This is a genomic window from Vibrio sp. D404a, assembly GCF_030248535.1.
In the GTDB taxonomy this organism is placed as follows: domain Bacteria; phylum Pseudomonadota; class Gammaproteobacteria; order Enterobacterales; family Vibrionaceae; genus Vibrio.
In genome coordinates this window covers 191,438-206,786 of sequence record NZ_JAHGAJ010000019.1, presented here as the reverse complement: position 1 = coordinate 206,786, position 15,349 = coordinate 191,438, and the positions used below count along the sequence as shown (strand labels likewise).

General features: G+C 44.2%; 14 protein-coding genes. 11 read left to right on the top strand and 3 right to left on the bottom strand.

All coding sequences use genetic code 11. The annotated features are described in order from the left end of the window. The first annotated feature begins 5 nt into the window (after window positions 1-5). From nirD to cobA, 3 genes are all read left to right on the top strand, one after another. Window positions 6-329, top strand: coding sequence for a nitrite reductase small subunit NirD (gene nirD, locus KI655_RS12600; protein ID WP_285405438.1), 324 nt, complete (start codon window positions 6-8; stop codon window positions 327-329). A 115-nt stretch (window positions 330-444) separates the two neighbouring features. Continuing rightward, complete coding sequence (locus KI655_RS12595; RefSeq protein ID WP_285405435.1) at window positions 445-1,254, top strand: formate/nitrite transporter family protein; 810 nt, start codon at window positions 445-447, stop codon at window positions 1,252-1,254. Window positions 1,255-1,541: 287 nt separating this feature from the next. Then, a complete protein-coding gene (cobA, locus tag KI655_RS12590) occupies window positions 1,542-2,297 on the top strand; it encodes a uroporphyrinogen-III C-methyltransferase (RefSeq protein WP_285405433.1) in 756 nt (251 codons plus the stop codon). A gap of 27 nt (window positions 2,298-2,324) precedes the next feature. Here cobA and KI655_RS12585 read toward each other — a convergent pair whose 3' ends face one another. Continuing rightward, a complete protein-coding gene (locus KI655_RS12585; RefSeq protein ID WP_285405431.1) occupies window positions 2,325-2,774 on the bottom strand; it encodes a DUF4174 domain-containing protein in 450 nt (149 codons plus the stop codon). Between the two features lie 268 nt (window positions 2,775-3,042). Here KI655_RS12585 and KI655_RS12580 point away from each other — a divergent pair, with 268 nt between their 5' ends. From KI655_RS12580 to KI655_RS12570, 3 genes are all read left to right on the top strand, one after another. Further along, window positions 3,043-3,516, top strand: coding sequence for an NYN domain-containing protein (locus KI655_RS12580; protein WP_285405429.1), 474 nt, complete (start codon window positions 3,043-3,045; stop codon window positions 3,514-3,516). 80 nt (window positions 3,517-3,596) lie between these two features. Beyond that, window positions 3,597-4,262: a response regulator transcription factor gene (locus KI655_RS12575; protein WP_285405427.1), complete on the top strand. Its 666-nt coding sequence runs from the start codon at window positions 3,597-3,599 to the stop codon at window positions 4,260-4,262. After that, window positions 4,259-5,659: a sensor histidine kinase gene (locus KI655_RS12570; protein WP_285405425.1), complete on the top strand. Its 1,401-nt coding sequence runs from the start codon at window positions 4,259-4,261 to the stop codon at window positions 5,657-5,659. Before KI655_RS12575 ends, KI655_RS12570 begins: the two co-directional genes overlap by 4 nt. Window positions 5,660-5,803: 144 nt before the next feature. On the opposite strand, the gene KI655_RS12565 is transcribed toward KI655_RS12570, so the two are convergent. Next, complete coding sequence (locus tag KI655_RS12565) at window positions 5,804-7,861, bottom strand: EAL domain-containing protein (protein WP_285405423.1); 2,058 nt, start codon at window positions 7,859-7,861, stop codon at window positions 5,804-5,806. A gap of 267 nt (window positions 7,862-8,128) precedes the next feature. Then, window positions 8,129-9,430 (bottom strand): dicarboxylate/amino acid:cation symporter, encoded by a 1,302-nt coding sequence (locus KI655_RS12560; RefSeq protein WP_285405421.1) that lies wholly within the window; start codon window positions 9,428-9,430, stop codon window positions 8,129-8,131. Between the two features lie 549 nt (window positions 9,431-9,979). On the opposite strand from KI655_RS12560, the gene KI655_RS12555 reads away from it, so the two are divergent. The 5 genes from KI655_RS12555 (at window position 9,980) to KI655_RS12535 (ending at window position 15,342) form a co-directional block, all read left to right on the top strand. After that, entirely contained in the window at window positions 9,980-12,076 is a 2,097-nt protein-coding gene (locus KI655_RS12555) for a TonB-dependent siderophore receptor (RefSeq protein ID WP_285405419.1), read from the top strand. A gap of 176 nt (window positions 12,077-12,252) precedes the next feature. Further along, window positions 12,253-13,020 (top strand): DUF3450 domain-containing protein, encoded by a 768-nt coding sequence (locus tag KI655_RS12550; protein WP_285405417.1) that lies wholly within the window; start codon window positions 12,253-12,255, stop codon window positions 13,018-13,020. Further along, window positions 13,020-14,393, top strand: coding sequence for a MotA/TolQ/ExbB proton channel family protein (locus KI655_RS12545; protein ID WP_285405392.1), 1,374 nt, complete (start codon window positions 13,020-13,022; stop codon window positions 14,391-14,393). Before KI655_RS12550 ends, KI655_RS12545 begins: the two co-directional genes overlap by 1 nt. Next, window positions 14,393-14,941 (top strand): MotA/TolQ/ExbB proton channel family protein, encoded by a 549-nt coding sequence (locus KI655_RS12540; protein WP_285405390.1) that lies wholly within the window; start codon window positions 14,393-14,395, stop codon window positions 14,939-14,941. The genes KI655_RS12545 and KI655_RS12540 overlap by 1 nt, the downstream gene beginning before the upstream one ends. Beyond that, a complete protein-coding gene (locus KI655_RS12535; protein ID WP_032552484.1) occupies window positions 14,938-15,342 on the top strand; it encodes a biopolymer transporter ExbD in 405 nt (134 codons plus the stop codon). Before KI655_RS12540 ends, KI655_RS12535 begins: the two co-directional genes overlap by 4 nt. The last annotated feature ends 7 nt before the right edge of the window (window positions 15,343-15,349 follow it).

The following is a 15,349-nucleotide window of genomic DNA, read 5'->3' as shown; positions in this document are numbered from 1 at the left end:
ACATCATGGCATTTACAAAAGTTTGTAAAATCGAAGACATCATCCCAGGTACTGGTGTTGTTGCACTACTAAACGGTGAGCAAGTAGCTATCTTCCGTCCACGTGCGACTGAAGAAGTGTTCGCAATCAACAATATGGACCCATTCTTCCAAGCTAACGTTCTGTCTCGTGGCCTTATCTGTGAGCATCAAGACGAGCTATGGGTTGCAAGCCCGCTTAAGAAGCAACGCTTCAACCTAGCGACTGGCCTTTGTATGGAAGATGACCGCATGAGCGTGAAATCTTACAAAGCTCGCGTTGTGAAAGGTGCGGTAGAAATCGCGGCTTAATCGTTAAGATTCGATAGTTCAAGGGCTCTAGTGAGTGATGATTGTCATGACGACATCTAGAGCCTTTTCCTATCCAATTTTTACTTTTTAAATTTAACTTTTTAAGGACAATTTTATGTCTTCTGATTTTAAACCTGTAGAATTCGTTCAAACTATGATCGATGTGGGCGAAGCGAAAACGAAAACAAGTACTCGCGATCTCCTAATCCGAAGCACAATGGCGGGTGTGATCCTTTCACTTGCGGTTGTTGTCGCGATTACAACAATGGTTCAAACGGGCATCGGCATCGTTGGCGCACTTGTGTTCCCTGTAGGTTTTGTCATCTTAAGTGTGATGGGTTACGACCTAGTAACCGGTGTATTTGGCCTTGCTCCTTTAGCAAAATTCGATAACCGCCCAGGTATTACATGGGGTCGTATCCTGCGTTGTTGGGGTATCGTAGGTCTAGGTAACCTTATCGGTTCTCTGCTTGTTGCTTTTCTAGTTGCGGTTTCGCTAACAGGTAACTTCTCTCTAGATCCAAACGCAGTTGTTCAAAAGTTCATTGCGGTTTCAACTGCTCGTAGCCTAGGTTTTGAGAACATGGGTATGGACGGATGGATCACATGTTTCGTTCGCGGTATCTTCTGTAACCTTATGGTTTGTCTAGGTGTTATCGGCAACATGACTGCGCGCTCTGTGTCTGGCCGTGTAGCAATGATGTGGTTCCCAATCTTCATCTTCTTCGCACTAGTATTTGAGCACACAGTAGTAAACATGTTCCTATTCCCACTGGGTATGATTCTTGGTGCTGATTTCGGTATCGCGACTTGGTTGAACTTCAACCTTATCCCAACAATCCTAGGTAACATCGTTGGTGGTCTTGTTATGACTTGTATCCCACTGTACCTAACTCACGCTAAAACAGCGCCAGCGATTAAATAATCCTGACCTGAGCAATTAAGCGTAATGAATTAACATCAAGGCCCTGCAGTGTACTGTGGGGCCTTTTTATCTTCTTTGTTTTCTTTAGCTTCTTTACTTTGCTTAGTGCTGCGCATCAATATTCACTATGCTTTTAATAGTACGATAACCAGTGATAAAGAATTGCAACGAGAATAACCAAAAACGTTAATTCAATTAGTTATGAAATATGCAAAAACTGTGATCGACTAGATGTTTTCTTGTTGATACAGTGAATTACAGCAGAATAATTAAAATAGGCGTAAGCAATGAGTGAGCAGCAAGTAGTAGAAAGTGGTTTCGTGTCTTTGGTTGGTGCAGGTCCCGGCGACCCAGATCTATTAACCGTTAAAGCAGCGCGTGTTATTCAACAAGCAGAAGTAGTGGTGTATGACCGTTTGGTGTCTAAGGCAATTCTAGCGATGGCAAACCCAGAAGCAGAGATGCTTTATGTGGGCAAGAAGCTAGACCATCACTGTGTACCGCAAGATCAAATCAACGATCTACTTGTGGCTAAAGCTCAAGAGAACAAGCGCGTTGTACGTTTGAAAGGTGGTGATTCATTCATTTTTGGCCGTGGTGGCGAAGAGTGTGAAACGCTAGCAGAAAACGATGTGGCATTCGAAGTGGTCCCGGGTATCACAGCCGCAGCTGGAGCAACAGCTTACGCGGGTATTCCACTCACTCACCGTGACCACGCCCAAAGTGTTCAATTTATCACTGGTCACCTTAAGAAAGATGGCGAAGATATCGATTGGAAATCTTTGGCTCAACACAATCACACCATTGTGTTCTACATGGGCCTGAAAGAGAGCCCGAATATCCAGAAAAACTTGTTAAACAACGGTATGCGCGCAGATATGCCGGTGGCGATCATCGAAAATGGCACTCGCCAAGAGCAGAAAGTGTTCCGAGGTGGCTTGAGCGATTTGGCTGGACTAGCATCACAAGCAAAAAGCCCAGCACTGATTGTGGTTGGTAGTGTTGCACAGCTTCATGAAAAACTGGCTTGGTTTAACAAGTAAATTGCCTCAATTATTCAGCCGATTTCCTTATATGCTGCAGCGGCTAGATTGTCGCTGCATCTCTTGTCGACGCATCGGCATCTCGTCGATGAAGCTCGCTAGAAATCCCCAATCTGTTGCTCCACTCCAGCGGTGCTTCTCTTTACCATCTTTACCAATCAAAATACCGGTGTGTTTGCCTTTTGGTATTTCATAGATCTCTTTCACCGCTTCTAAGTTAAACTCTTCTTTTAGCCAACTCGGGTTGGTGTAGCCGTTTTCCGCAATCACCATTACAACGATGTCGCGCTCATCAATTTGGCAGTTATTCACCAACACGCCGTTCATAAACTCTTTCACCTTTTTGTCTTGCTCATCAGGTGCAAATAAGATGACGCTGCGGTGCGACAAGCTGTGGGAGTGTTCATAAGCCGGGTAGGCGAGTGCGTTTTGGGTGCACATGACCATAGCAGTGAGTGCAAATATTCTTCCTAACATCCTATGACTCCTTTCAAACAACGCGTTTACAGCAGCTCAAGCAACTTTGGGCGCGGCAACTATCTGGCGTGGTAATTATCGGGCGCGGTAGCTATTGGGCGCGACAAACTTGGTACATAAATCAATCAAACATCTAAGGCCGATACGTAAAGCATAGTTGATAGGTTCAAAATCAACGATAAGCAACTCGCATTTGTTAAGCAGATCGAATAGGGTATGGGCTAATTTCAAAGAGACTAATCAAGGCACTGAGCCACAGGCACCAAATATGGAAAACATTGCAATTCTGGTCGACGTTCAAAACGTGTATTACACAACAAGAGATAAGTATCGTAGCAACTTCGATTACAACCAATTTTGGTATGTGGCGACAACCGGGCGCAACGTCGTATCGGCAAACGCGTACGCAATTTCAAGCCAAGATCCTAAGCAGCGACAGTTCCACCATATACTGCGTGGCGTCGGTTTTGATGTGAAGCTTAAGCCTTTTATTCAGCGCCGTGACGGCAGCGCTAAAGGCGATTGGGATGTGGGCATCGCGCTAGACGCTATCGAATTGGCGGAAAACGTTGATACCATCATTCTAGTATCGGGTGATGGTGACTTTGAAATTCTAGTCGAACGTATGAAATCACGATTCAATACTAAGGTTGAAGTGTACGGCGTACCTGGCTTAACCGCTCAAAATCTCATCGATTCAGCCTCAAAATTTGTTCCAATTGAGAAAGATCTCTTAATGTAGCTAAATAGTGCACTTTTATAATTGAAATCAATTTTATGATAATTAAAATGCAAACTATTATTATTTAATAGGTGGTGGTAATGTCTCGCATTTTAGTTGTAGACGATGATATTCAGTTGTGTGAGTTGCTCAGTGAAGTCTTAGAAACTGAGGGCTATCATGTTGATAAGGTGCACTGTGGTGAGAGTGCATTGGAGTTTATTCAGCAAAATCCAGTCGACTTAGTGCTATTGGACGTGATGTTACCGAACCTCAATGGCTTACAAGTCGCGAGACGTATCTGTCAGCGATTTGCAACACCTATCCTAATGCTGACGGCACTTAACGATGAAGCGTCGATGCTAGATGGTTACCAAGCAGGGGCTGATCAATACATCGCGAAGCCGTTCAATGTGCCAGAGCTTCTTACAAGAATTAAAGTAATTCTGCGTCGTGTGGGCTTTGAGCGTCAACGTCAATCGGTCGCTAAAGCTAATGAAGGCTTGTGCGAACAGCTTGCTCGTATCCCTCTTACAGGGACAGAGAAAGACCTTCTCGATTATTTGATTAAGCATGACGGTATTGTTGTGTCTAAATCCGATCTTCAGGTGCACGTTCTTAAACGTGAATTGTGTCCGTTCGATCGCAATCTCGATATGCATATCAGTAACATCCGCCGTAAATTGGTTCAGGCGGGCATGTCTAAACAGCACATCAAAACTGTGCGCGGCAAAGGTTATAGCTACCTAGAGTCTGTCGGAGCATGAGTTCAAGTTACTTTCGCTGTCCTTCTTTCATTGAGAAACGTAAGGACGGCCTGACGTTCCAGTTATTTACCTATTTGACCATCATTATCGTCAGTATCTTTATCTTTCAGGGCGTGTCAGAAAAGGCGCTGATGAAGGCGTTGTTGAAAGTACCGGAGTCCGTTAAGACAGACATGCTTGATCTTGCTTATCAAGCCGATGTGTTGATCGATGAAGGGGATATGGACGAGTTGGCAGATTGGGCTAACGCGCAGAAGTACTATCTGTTTGTATTGGACAAAGACAAGCACCCGATCACTCATCGCCATATGCATCCGCATTTTGAGTTTAAACTGAGATTTTTGAGAACCTTAGATCATCAATTAGATAATCAAGTTAATCAGCCTATTGTCGGGATCCCTTTGAAAAAAGGTAATCTCTTGGTGATTCAATTCCCTCGGTCTTTCCACCCAGCGCACTCTTTTGCTCTCTATTCATCACTGATGAAGGTGGTTATTGCATTTATTATTCTTCTGTTGTTTTCGCTGATTTTGTCACGTCGCTTGCAACAGCCTTTAGATAGATTGCGAGAGGCGAGCCGCCGCCTTTCTCAAGGGGACTTTTCGGTTGAGGTTGTCTCTGAGCTTCAATCAAAGACGCGTGAATTCAATGAATTGGCGAGAGACTTTGATCATATGACTCAAGAGATAAAATCGCTCGGTGAGAAGCAGCGCCGATTAATTCGTGATGTTTCCCATGAACTAAGAACGCCTTTGGCAAGACAAAATCTAGTTATGCACTTACTGCGTAATAGCGTTGAAGACAAATCAATGCGTCTTATCGACCGACTTGAGAACGAAACCAATGAGATGAATGATCTGGTGGGCGAGATACTCGAGTACAGTCGCCTAGAAAACTCTCGTTATGATGCGGACATGGTGTCGATGAACGTTGAACACTACTGTTCGATGTTGGTTTCTGAAATGCAGCGTGACCTTAAAGGCGGGCAAATGCTGGTGGCGAACTTATCAAACCAAACACCGAGTGTTGAGCTTGATGAAAGACTGATTCTGCGCGTAGTTCGAAACATCGTTGGTAACGCAATCAAGTATGCGGGCAGTGACGCTCAGATCACTGTGAATGCCTACTACTATGAAGAGACACCCACCAAGCGTTACACTGTCATTTCTATCGAAGATAACGGTCCGGGTATTCCAACTCAACAAATTTCGAGTGTATTCAGCCCCTTCACGAGGTTAGAGTCGGCGCGAGATAAGAAGTCGGGCGGTTATGGTTTAGGCTTGGCGATAGTCAAAGAGTCAATGGCTGTGATGAATGGCCACGTGTTGGCAGAGAATAAATCGGAAGGAGGCCTGAGGGTCAACCTGATGTTCCCAGTTGCCTCTGAATCTAATTGATCGTTAATCTATTCAGCGCTTATCAACCAGTAAAACAACGACGGTTCCCAAATGTAGGGAGCCGTATTTGTAGGTGATAGCTGCTAATATCGCTCTTAAAGGCATGGTCTTTTATAGAGAGCAGATTTTATAGACAAGCGATTGTCACGCTGCAGAGGCATTATTTTGATTGATGTACTGCTGGAGTTGGTTGAACGGTAAAGATTTTGAGTAGTACCAACCCTGTATCGAAATTGATGACTCATTCGGAATAAAATCTAATTGTTGCTGTGTTTCAACACCTTCGACAACACAGCTCAGATCTAACTCTTGCGCAACTTTTAACATCGCATAGAAGACGCGCTGACCTTTCTTGTTATCTAGCGATAATACAAAGCTTCTATCGATCTTGATGCAGTCGACATCAAATTGGTTTAGATAGCTCAGAGAAGAGTATCCAACACCAAAGTCATCAAGTGAGATTTTACACCCGAGTTCCTTCAACCTTTGCAATGATTCGAGCACTCTGGCGGTATTCATCACTAGGCTCTCTTCAGTGATCTCAATGCTGATCCAATCGGCAATAGGCTCAATGGTTCTGTAGATGCGGTTCATCACTTCTTTATCCAATAATGTCTCTGGTGTGATGTTGATGCTGGTGGGTACTAAGCATTGATTCAACTGAGCCAGCTTTAGGTCTGAGACCACTTTCTTCACTGTCCATAAATCAATATCGGGCATCATGTTTGCCTGTTCGAAGTAGGGCAGGAAAGCACCGGGATAGAGTATTTCGCCAGAGATTGGATCTTTGGCTCGAATCAAAGCCTCACAAGAGATGACCTTGCCTGTCGATGCTTGAATCTGTGGTTGATACTCCATACAGAAGTCGATTTGTGCATAGCGCCTTAAACCTTGTTCCAGTTCAACGGTCGCTCTTTGTTGGCTTACTTTCTCAGAGACCTTATCAGCACTTAAGGTGTCAGCTTCTTCACGGCGTCTCGAGTAGCTCGATTCGAAAAAAGGAAACGCAATGCGATCGGAGATATTGAGCTTACTCATGCGCAGAACAAACGGCGTATAGATGGCAAGGTCTACCAATACTAGGACGCATTGCAACAGTACCGCGTTGAAATCCCCTTGCGTTGCTAGCCAGCCATTAAAGAGCACTGGACTACTGAATGGAACGACGACTGATGGTATCGCGACAAGCCCCGCAGAAAGGACACCGTGTGAGATAACCAAGTTAACAATTGGAACGATAAGAAACGGTAAAAACAATCTTGGATTAAAGATGATAGGCAAGCCAAAGAGCAGCACTTCGTTGATGTTGAGTAGTACCAGCGGGAACGCAGCAATGGCAATCAACTTTGAGGCTCTGTCTTTAGTAAATAGAAGCAGTGAGATCACCAAGCCAAGTGTACCGCCACAACCACCAACAAATACAAAGATCGCCATCATCGAGTGATTAACCACTTGAGCATTGTCAGAAACGACTACCTGCTCCGGCACGGCCGCCATCAATATATCTATCCAAGGCATTAATGCGTAGTAACCGTGGATACCGATAAACCATAGGAAAGAGTTTAAGACGGAATAGATAACGCCAAAGGTAAAGGAGGAGTGCTCGAAGAGGTTATCGAGCCCACCAAAGTCTAAGAAAAAGCTCAGTGTAGACACCAATAACCAGCTAACACAGAGCATGATGATGGCTGTCACGATCGATGGCACGATAAGGTTAAGAGAGTCTTTGACCGTCTTTCCTATGTGGTCACTTTTGACGATTTTTAGTCGCTTCTTTCGATAGAAGAAAGCGATCAGTGGGATGCTGTAGAGTGGGGTAACTACCGAGATGATCAATTCGAACGTCACCTTAACGTCCGAGAATGACTGATGAAAAAGCGCAAGGTAGACGATAGAGATCAGTGCAATAGGTGGTCTTGGAAGCCTCCACTGCATCGCCAGAATGTAAGAGAGTGCGGCGGTGAGTAGGATAGGAAATATTTTATTCAGCTGATAATAAGCATTGTAGAGCGTCTCTACCCAGTATCTATCTTTACCAACGGTAAACTCACCGAGTGACGCACCAAACAATATCAGGGATGAGATCATCAAACATGGAAGAATCCAAAGTAACCCTTCACGAATAGCCAGCATTTGATTGGCTACAATTAGTTTTACTTTGGGTGTGAATTGTTTTCTTCTAGTGACAAGCTCTTGAGCCATATGAGCACTTTATGACAAGACTATTTATCGGTCATTGTACCAATAAATTCCGTACGCGCTATGGATTAATGTAAATATAAAGCAATTAATTTCATATTTGAGACGAATTGAATGTGCTGTAGCCAATACATTCTTTTTTAATAGAACACAAAAGAATTTAGAAGATAAGAAGGTAAGAAAGTAAATAGAAGCTTAAAGCCGATAATTTAAAAATAAAAAAACGCCGCATCAAAAGAGGCGGCGTTAAGTGTTTGGTAGAAAGAGTGCTTATGCTTGGCGAGCCAAGTGTACTTGCTCTTCTTTCTCACCAGCTGCTGGGTCGTTAAAGCGAGACTCATCTAGAGCGCCTTCCGACTTAGCAACAATGATAGATACTGCGCTGTCACCTGTGATGTTCACCGCTGTACGGATCATATCAAGTAGACGGTCAACACCCATGATTAGGGCAATGCCTTCTAGCGGTAGACCAACTTGGTTCAGTACCATCGCAAGCATGACAAGACCAACACCTGGAACACCCGCTGTACCAACAGACGCCAGTGTCGCCGTTAGGATAACCATTAGGTAATCTGTCATTGAAAGGTCAATGTTGTATGCTTGTGCGATGAACGCAGTCGCAACACCTTGCATGATAGCCGTACCGTCCATGTTTACTGTTGCACCTAGTGGTACAGTAAACGACGCAACTTTGTTATCTACACCCATGCGGTTCTTCGCGGTTTCCATCGTTACCGGAATAGTCGCGTTTGAAGATGCTGTAGAGAAAGCAAACATGATCGCGTCTTCCATCTTACGTAGGAACGCAATCGGGCTTAGACCAGTGAAACCTTTTAGCATTAAGCTGTAAGTAACTAGGCCGTGCAACACTAGCGTACCAGCTAGAACAAGGAAGTATTCAGCTAGGTTCCAAATTGCTCCCAGACCAAGACCAGAGAACAGTTTCGCCATCAAGAAGAACACACCGTAAGGCGCAAGGTTCATTAGTAGCGCAACCAGCTTCATGATTACTTCGTTTAGATCTTGGAACACAGCTGCAATACGCTCACCCGGTTTACCCGCGGCGCTAATAGCAATACCGAACAATACCGCAAATACGATTACTTGAAGTGTTTTACCTTCAGCCATCGCTTGAATCGGGTTTGTTGGGAACATGTCGATGATAACTTGGCCAAGAGATGGCGCTTCAGCTGATTGGAACGAGCTCGCAGCCGTTAGGTCCGCACCTGCACCCGGTTGGAATAGGTTACCGATGGTAAGAGCAAGTGTAATTGCTACAGCTGTGGTACCGATATATAGGGCCAGTGTTTTACCGCCCATACGACCAAGTGTAGAGAGATCCTTTAGAGAGCTGGTACCACAAACCAGTGATACAAAAACTAGAGGAACAACAAGCATTTTTAAGCTAGCAACGAAAATCTGTCCACCAACTTCAAAAAGTCCGTTAACGATGTATGTGTTAACAAATCCACTTTCTGCAAACAGGGATTGAATGGCAAATCCCACTAAGATACCCACTACCATGCCGAGAATAACGCGGCCGGTTAGAGACATAGGTTTCTTGGTATTCATGTAGAACACTCCTTTTAATTATAACTTTGAGACCTTTCAAAGTGAGCCGGAGATTAGCAGTAGACCGATTAAATCAAAAAACAAAAATCTTAAGCAGAATTATAGGTGTGATCAAAGTCACCTGATTTTTACGCGTTTAAACAAAATAAAAACAATACTGATTTATAAAATTTAACATCTATCACCAAATTGTAATGTTATTAGACACTTAAAGTGAAATGGATCGAGTTACATATGAAGAGGCTACTTCTCAGCGAACTAACGCTATTTAGCCGATGATTGCGACAGTACCGACAAGCTAAGCAAAATGGAGATGTTAAATGCCGCTGATTTACAGGTCTTACTGAGCGAAATTCAAATAAAATCGAACCTTAATGAAGGGCTCTTTACATAACTTTACAAATGCAAAGAATGTAAATTTAATGCAAATGGTAATGGTTATCACTTATATTCCTCTCCGAAATATTCAGTGGTACCGGAAACGGTAGATCAGACATCGCACCGAAAGGGCAGGTGTTTGAATAATAAAAAAGAGTCGGAGAAAAGGACATGTTTTCAAAAAGCCCATTGGCTTTGGTGATTGGCGCAGTATTAGCGTCACCAGCTGTACTAGCAGAAACAGCAAAAACAGACGAGCATATGGTTGTTGAAGGTCGCGACTACGGTTATAAAGCGGACACCAACACAACAGCAATGCGCATGGAGGCAACTCAGCTAGAGACTCCAGGACAAGTTTCAATCATTGATGAGCAAATCATCGATGAGCAACGTGCTAGCACGCTAGGTGAAGTACTAAAGAACGATGCAAGTGTTAGCGCTGGTGCAACAGGTCGAAATCGTGAGCGTTTTTCTCTACGTGGTTTTGATCTAGAAAGTTCATCTGGCTTCCTAAGAGATGGCAAACAACACTGGTCTCACTACCGTCAGCCAATCGAGCTACTTGACCGCGTAGAAGTTGTAAAAGGCCCTTCAGGCTTGCTTTACGGCCAATCGGCACCGGGTGGTCTAGTTAATATGGTGGCAAAAAAGCCAACTTACGAGACGCAAGTAAACGTTAGCCAAGATATCGGTTCTAACGACCATTCTCGTACAGTTGTTGATGTAAGTGGTAGCTTAAACGATGCTCAAACATTGAGAGCACGTACTGTTATTGCAAAAGAAAGCTACAGCTCTTGGCGCACATATGGCGACGGTTCAAAACCTCAAACTGAACGTGTTGTCGGTGGACTGTTTGTCGATTACGACGTTACTGAAGATGTATTAGTTTCATTACACTATGACCGCACGAATGACGATGGAAGCGTAGATTCAGGTGCTCTATTCGTTGATGGTAAGCGTGTCGGTAGCGATAAGCATATTTGGGATGCTCAGTGGTCTGAGATCGAGAACGACGTTGAGAATATCGGTATTGATGTTAATGCTAACTTAACTGACTCTCTACGCCTAAGCACTGGATTTAACTACCAAGACTTTGAACGTACAGATGTTGAAAGTTTCCCGGGTTTCGACAATCTAAACCCTGATGGTACTGGTACAGTGTCTCACGGTGGTAGTCATCGTCAGGATAACTGGCGTTTCCGCACTGCTTATCTTGATCTTACAACTGATTTCGAACTAGCAGGCATGGACCATAAAGTATTAGTTGGTTCAAACTGGCTAGGTTACAGCTATAAGCGTGACCAACTAGGTTACAACTCTGTGGATGTAGCACCTGGTGACAGCGTGGGTGTACCAACGTTGAGTGGTAACGACCGTCATACATTTAGTAAATATGACACTTGGGGCTTCTACGCTCAGGATCTTGTATCTATTACTGAACAATGGCAGGTATTAGCAGGTGTTCGTTTTGATCGTAAGGTAGCAAACGGTGTAGCAGAAGAACATGTATCACCTAAGCTAGGTGCAATCTACCACCCTGCGGACAATGGTAGTGTCTATGTAATGTACTCAGAGAGCTTTGAGCCTCAAGGTATGGTTTCAAGTGGTCGTAGAACTTACACGAACGATGGTGAGCTTCTAGACGCTAAAGTCGGTAAATCATACGAAGCTGGTACTAAATGGGAACTTATGGACAACCGTCTGTTTGTAACGGGTGCTGTTTTCGATATCACTCAAGATAATATTGCGCTTGATGTTAAACAGTCGAGCGGCGATTACACTAAGACACAATCAGGCGAACAGCATCACCGTGGTGCAGAGCTTTCGGCTCAAGGCTTCGTAACTGAACAATTGTCTTTGAGCGGTTCTACTATGTACCTAGACGCGGAAATTGTTAACCATGAAACATACTCAGGCAATCGTCCTGCTGATGTTCCAGAGTTCTCTGCAAGTCTTTGGTCTACTTATGCAGTTACAGCAGCGACAGATGTTAACCTAGGCGTGATTTACGAAGGTTCACGCTACGGCGATGATGCGAATACGTTTAAGAAAGACGGTTATACTCGCGTAGACATGGGTGTTGCTTACACGTTGAACTATGATGCCGATCTAGACATGATTGTACGCTTTAACGTAGAAAACTTGTTTGATACTGATTACCTAGCAGGTGGTGGTTCAACTGACGTTATCAACGGTCAAGTTTATGCAGATGGTGTTGTTATCGGCGAAGGCCGCAACTACATGGCTACACTGCAAGTTAAGTACTAATTTGTTAGTAAATACCGAACGTTAAGTTAACGAATAGGGGGAGAGTTTTGGCTTTCCCCTTTTTTCGTTATTTTTTTACAATATACCCCTAGCAAAGAGAGTGACTTTTAATGATAATGAGAGCGCTTATCAATAAAATTCATTTTGAACTTCTTCTAAAGTAATTGACTACGACTATGAATCTTCTAAAAACCAGTCTTGCCCTAGCGATCAGCATGATGGCAACGTCTTCAATAGCAAGCAGCTTAGACCAAGCGCAAGCTATCCAAAACAAGACCAACAACGCCTCGGCTGCAAGCCAAAAGGTTATCGATAAAAGCTCTGAAGCGAGCTTAGCCCTCAAAGCGGAAGTTGAGCGCTTACAGGAAGAAGTGAAAAACCTAGAAATTTATCACGATCACCTAGCAGCCTTGGTTGAAAGCCAAAATAAAGAAGCTGAGAGCATCAATGCTCAAATCGACGAGATCAAATACACTCGTCAGGGTGTTGTGCCACTGATGTATCAGATGATTGATGGCCTTCACGTATTGGTAGAGAAAGATGTACCAATTAAGAAAGAACAACGCCTAGAACGTGTTGAAAAGCTGAAAGCGATGATGACGCGTGCCGATGTAAGCGACGCAGAAAAATACCGTCGTATTCTAGAAGCGTACCAAATTGAAATGGACTACGGCATCAAGCTGGGTGTTTACCAAGGCCGTATCGAACTGAGCGACAACAAAGTAATTGAAGCAGATGTACTTCATTTAGGTCGTGCTTCTCTTGTTGCTCGTAATCTGAATGGCACTCAGTACTGGTCTTGGAACCAAGTGGCAAATCAATGGCAAGCTCAAGATGCTTCAATGAAATCTGAGTTAGATAAGGCTTTTGATATCGCAAGCCAACAGGCGGCACCAAGCCTGATCACTCTTCCTGTATCTCTGACTGTTGCGGAGGCTAAATAATGAAACTGAAACCTTTAGCGACCTTACTTTGTATCTCTACACTGACTCTTTCTGGCTTTGCTAACGCAAACACTAATGAACTTGTTGGTAAAGCAGCGACTGAAAACAAAGCTCAAGCATCGCATAACGTTGCTCGTGAATCTGGCTTTAAACAGACAGAGAAAGAACTAAAAGCACTTCGTGCTGAACTTGAAGCAAAGCGTAAGCAGATCCAAGAACAGACAGATGTTTTGACAAAGACGTTTAGCGACAATGAAAACACGCTAGCACGCCTTGAAGAGAAGCTGCGCCTAGAGACAGGTAGCCTTGGTGAACTGTTTGGTGTTGTTCGTCAAAATGCCAAAGAGCTTGAAGTTGAGCTTCACAACACAGTAAACAGTGTTGACCGTGCTGAGCACACTAAAACTGTTGATGAAATCATCGACGCGAAATCTCTTCCTTCGATGCCACAACTGACAGCACTGTGGTTAAGCATGTCTGAGCAGATTCAAGCGAGTAGCGAGCTTTCGAAGAATCAGATCGCATTCATTGATGGTGAGGGTACAACGAGTCAAGTTGATGCTTACCGTATCGGTTCATTAGGCCTAGTGACAGAGCAAGGCTACGTTAACTGGAACACACAGCGTGGCGATGCTATCGCTTATTTTAAGCAGCCGGATAACGGTCCAACGCTTACATCACTGAGCACACTGGCGTCTGGTACTCCATCTAACATCGTTGTCGACCCGTCACGTGGTTTCATGCTAGAGCAACTGGCTCTGACTCCAAGCCTTCAAGACCGCCTAGAAGCGGGTGGTGTAGTCGGTAAAGTGATTCTTGGTCTACTTGCGATTGGTCTTATCATTGCACTTGTTCGTGGTATCGCACTTGCAGTTGCACGCCAGAAGATTCGTTCTCAACTTAAGAAGCCTGAACAACCAGGTAATAACCCTCTAGGTCGTATTCTTGCTGTTTACAACAAAGAGCAAACTCAATCTGTTGAAGCATTGGAACTGCGTCTACTTGAAGCGGTTGTGGATGAGCAAACTCACTTAGAGAAAGGCCTATCAATGCTGAAACTGCTTGCGGCACTAGCACCTATGCTGGGTCTGCTTGGTACAGTGACAGGTATGATTGAAACATTCCAAGTGATTACCCAGTTCGGTAACGGCGATCCTAAAGTTATGGCTGGCGGTATCTCTATGGCGTTGGTAACGACGGTTCTTGGTCTTGTTGCTGCGATGCCATTGCTACTGGCTCACAACCTATTGAGTACACAAGCAGAAAACATCCGTAACATCCTTGAAAAACAGGGTATTGGTTTAGTTGCTGAGCAAGCTGAAAATGCCACTCAACCAAAAGCGGACGTAGAGCCAATGGGGACTGCGGCGTAATGGATATCTTGTTGTCTAGTTCACTATTTTCCAGTGACTGGCTGCTATCCTTGTCTGATTTCATGGAGCAGGGCGGCTTCGTCCTGTGGTGGTTGGCTGCTGTCGTACTCGTATATTGGGTATTGGTGGTAGAGCGTATTCTTTACCTCACGCTCTACTTCCCTAAGCAGCGTAAAACCTGGATTGAACAATGGAATGAACGACATGACCAATCTTCTTGGCACGCGAAAGCGATTCGAGAGGGCTGGTTAGGTCAAGCAAGCCTATTACTTAATCAGAATTTAAACTTCATCAAACTGCTAGTTGCTATCTGTCCAATGTTGGGTCTTCTCGGCACCGTGACAGGTATGATCTCGGTATTTGATGTAATGGCGACACAAGGCAGTAGCGATCCAAAGCTGATGGCTTCAGGGATCTCTCTTGCAACATTGCCGACAATGGCAGGCATGGTTGCTGCGTTGGCGGGTATGTTTGTTCATGCGCGTTTAGCGAAAGTGTGTAGTCGCTTAGAAATAAAATTAGAAAAATCATTAAGGAGTCAACGATGAGACTCGGAAGACGTCATTCCAAAAACGAAGAGGCTCAAATCGACCTGACTTCGATGCTTGATATTGTATTTATCATGCTTATCTTCTTTATCGTGACTAGCTCATTTGTGCGTGAGTCAGGCGTAGAAGTAAATCGTCCTCAAGCATCTAACGTTGTAAGTCAAAAAGATGCGGGTATCTTTGTTGCGATTACATCAGCGAACGATATCTACATTGATAAGCGTTTGATTGATGTTGAACGTGTGCAAGCGACACTCGAACACTTACTACTAGAGCAACCAGAAGCGTCGCTTGTGATACAAGCCGATGAGCACGCTTATAACGGTACTGTGGTTAAGGTGATGGATGCTGCGAAAGGTGCTGGCGTTAAAAACATAGCGCTTGCCGCTGAACAGCGATAGCGTAGGG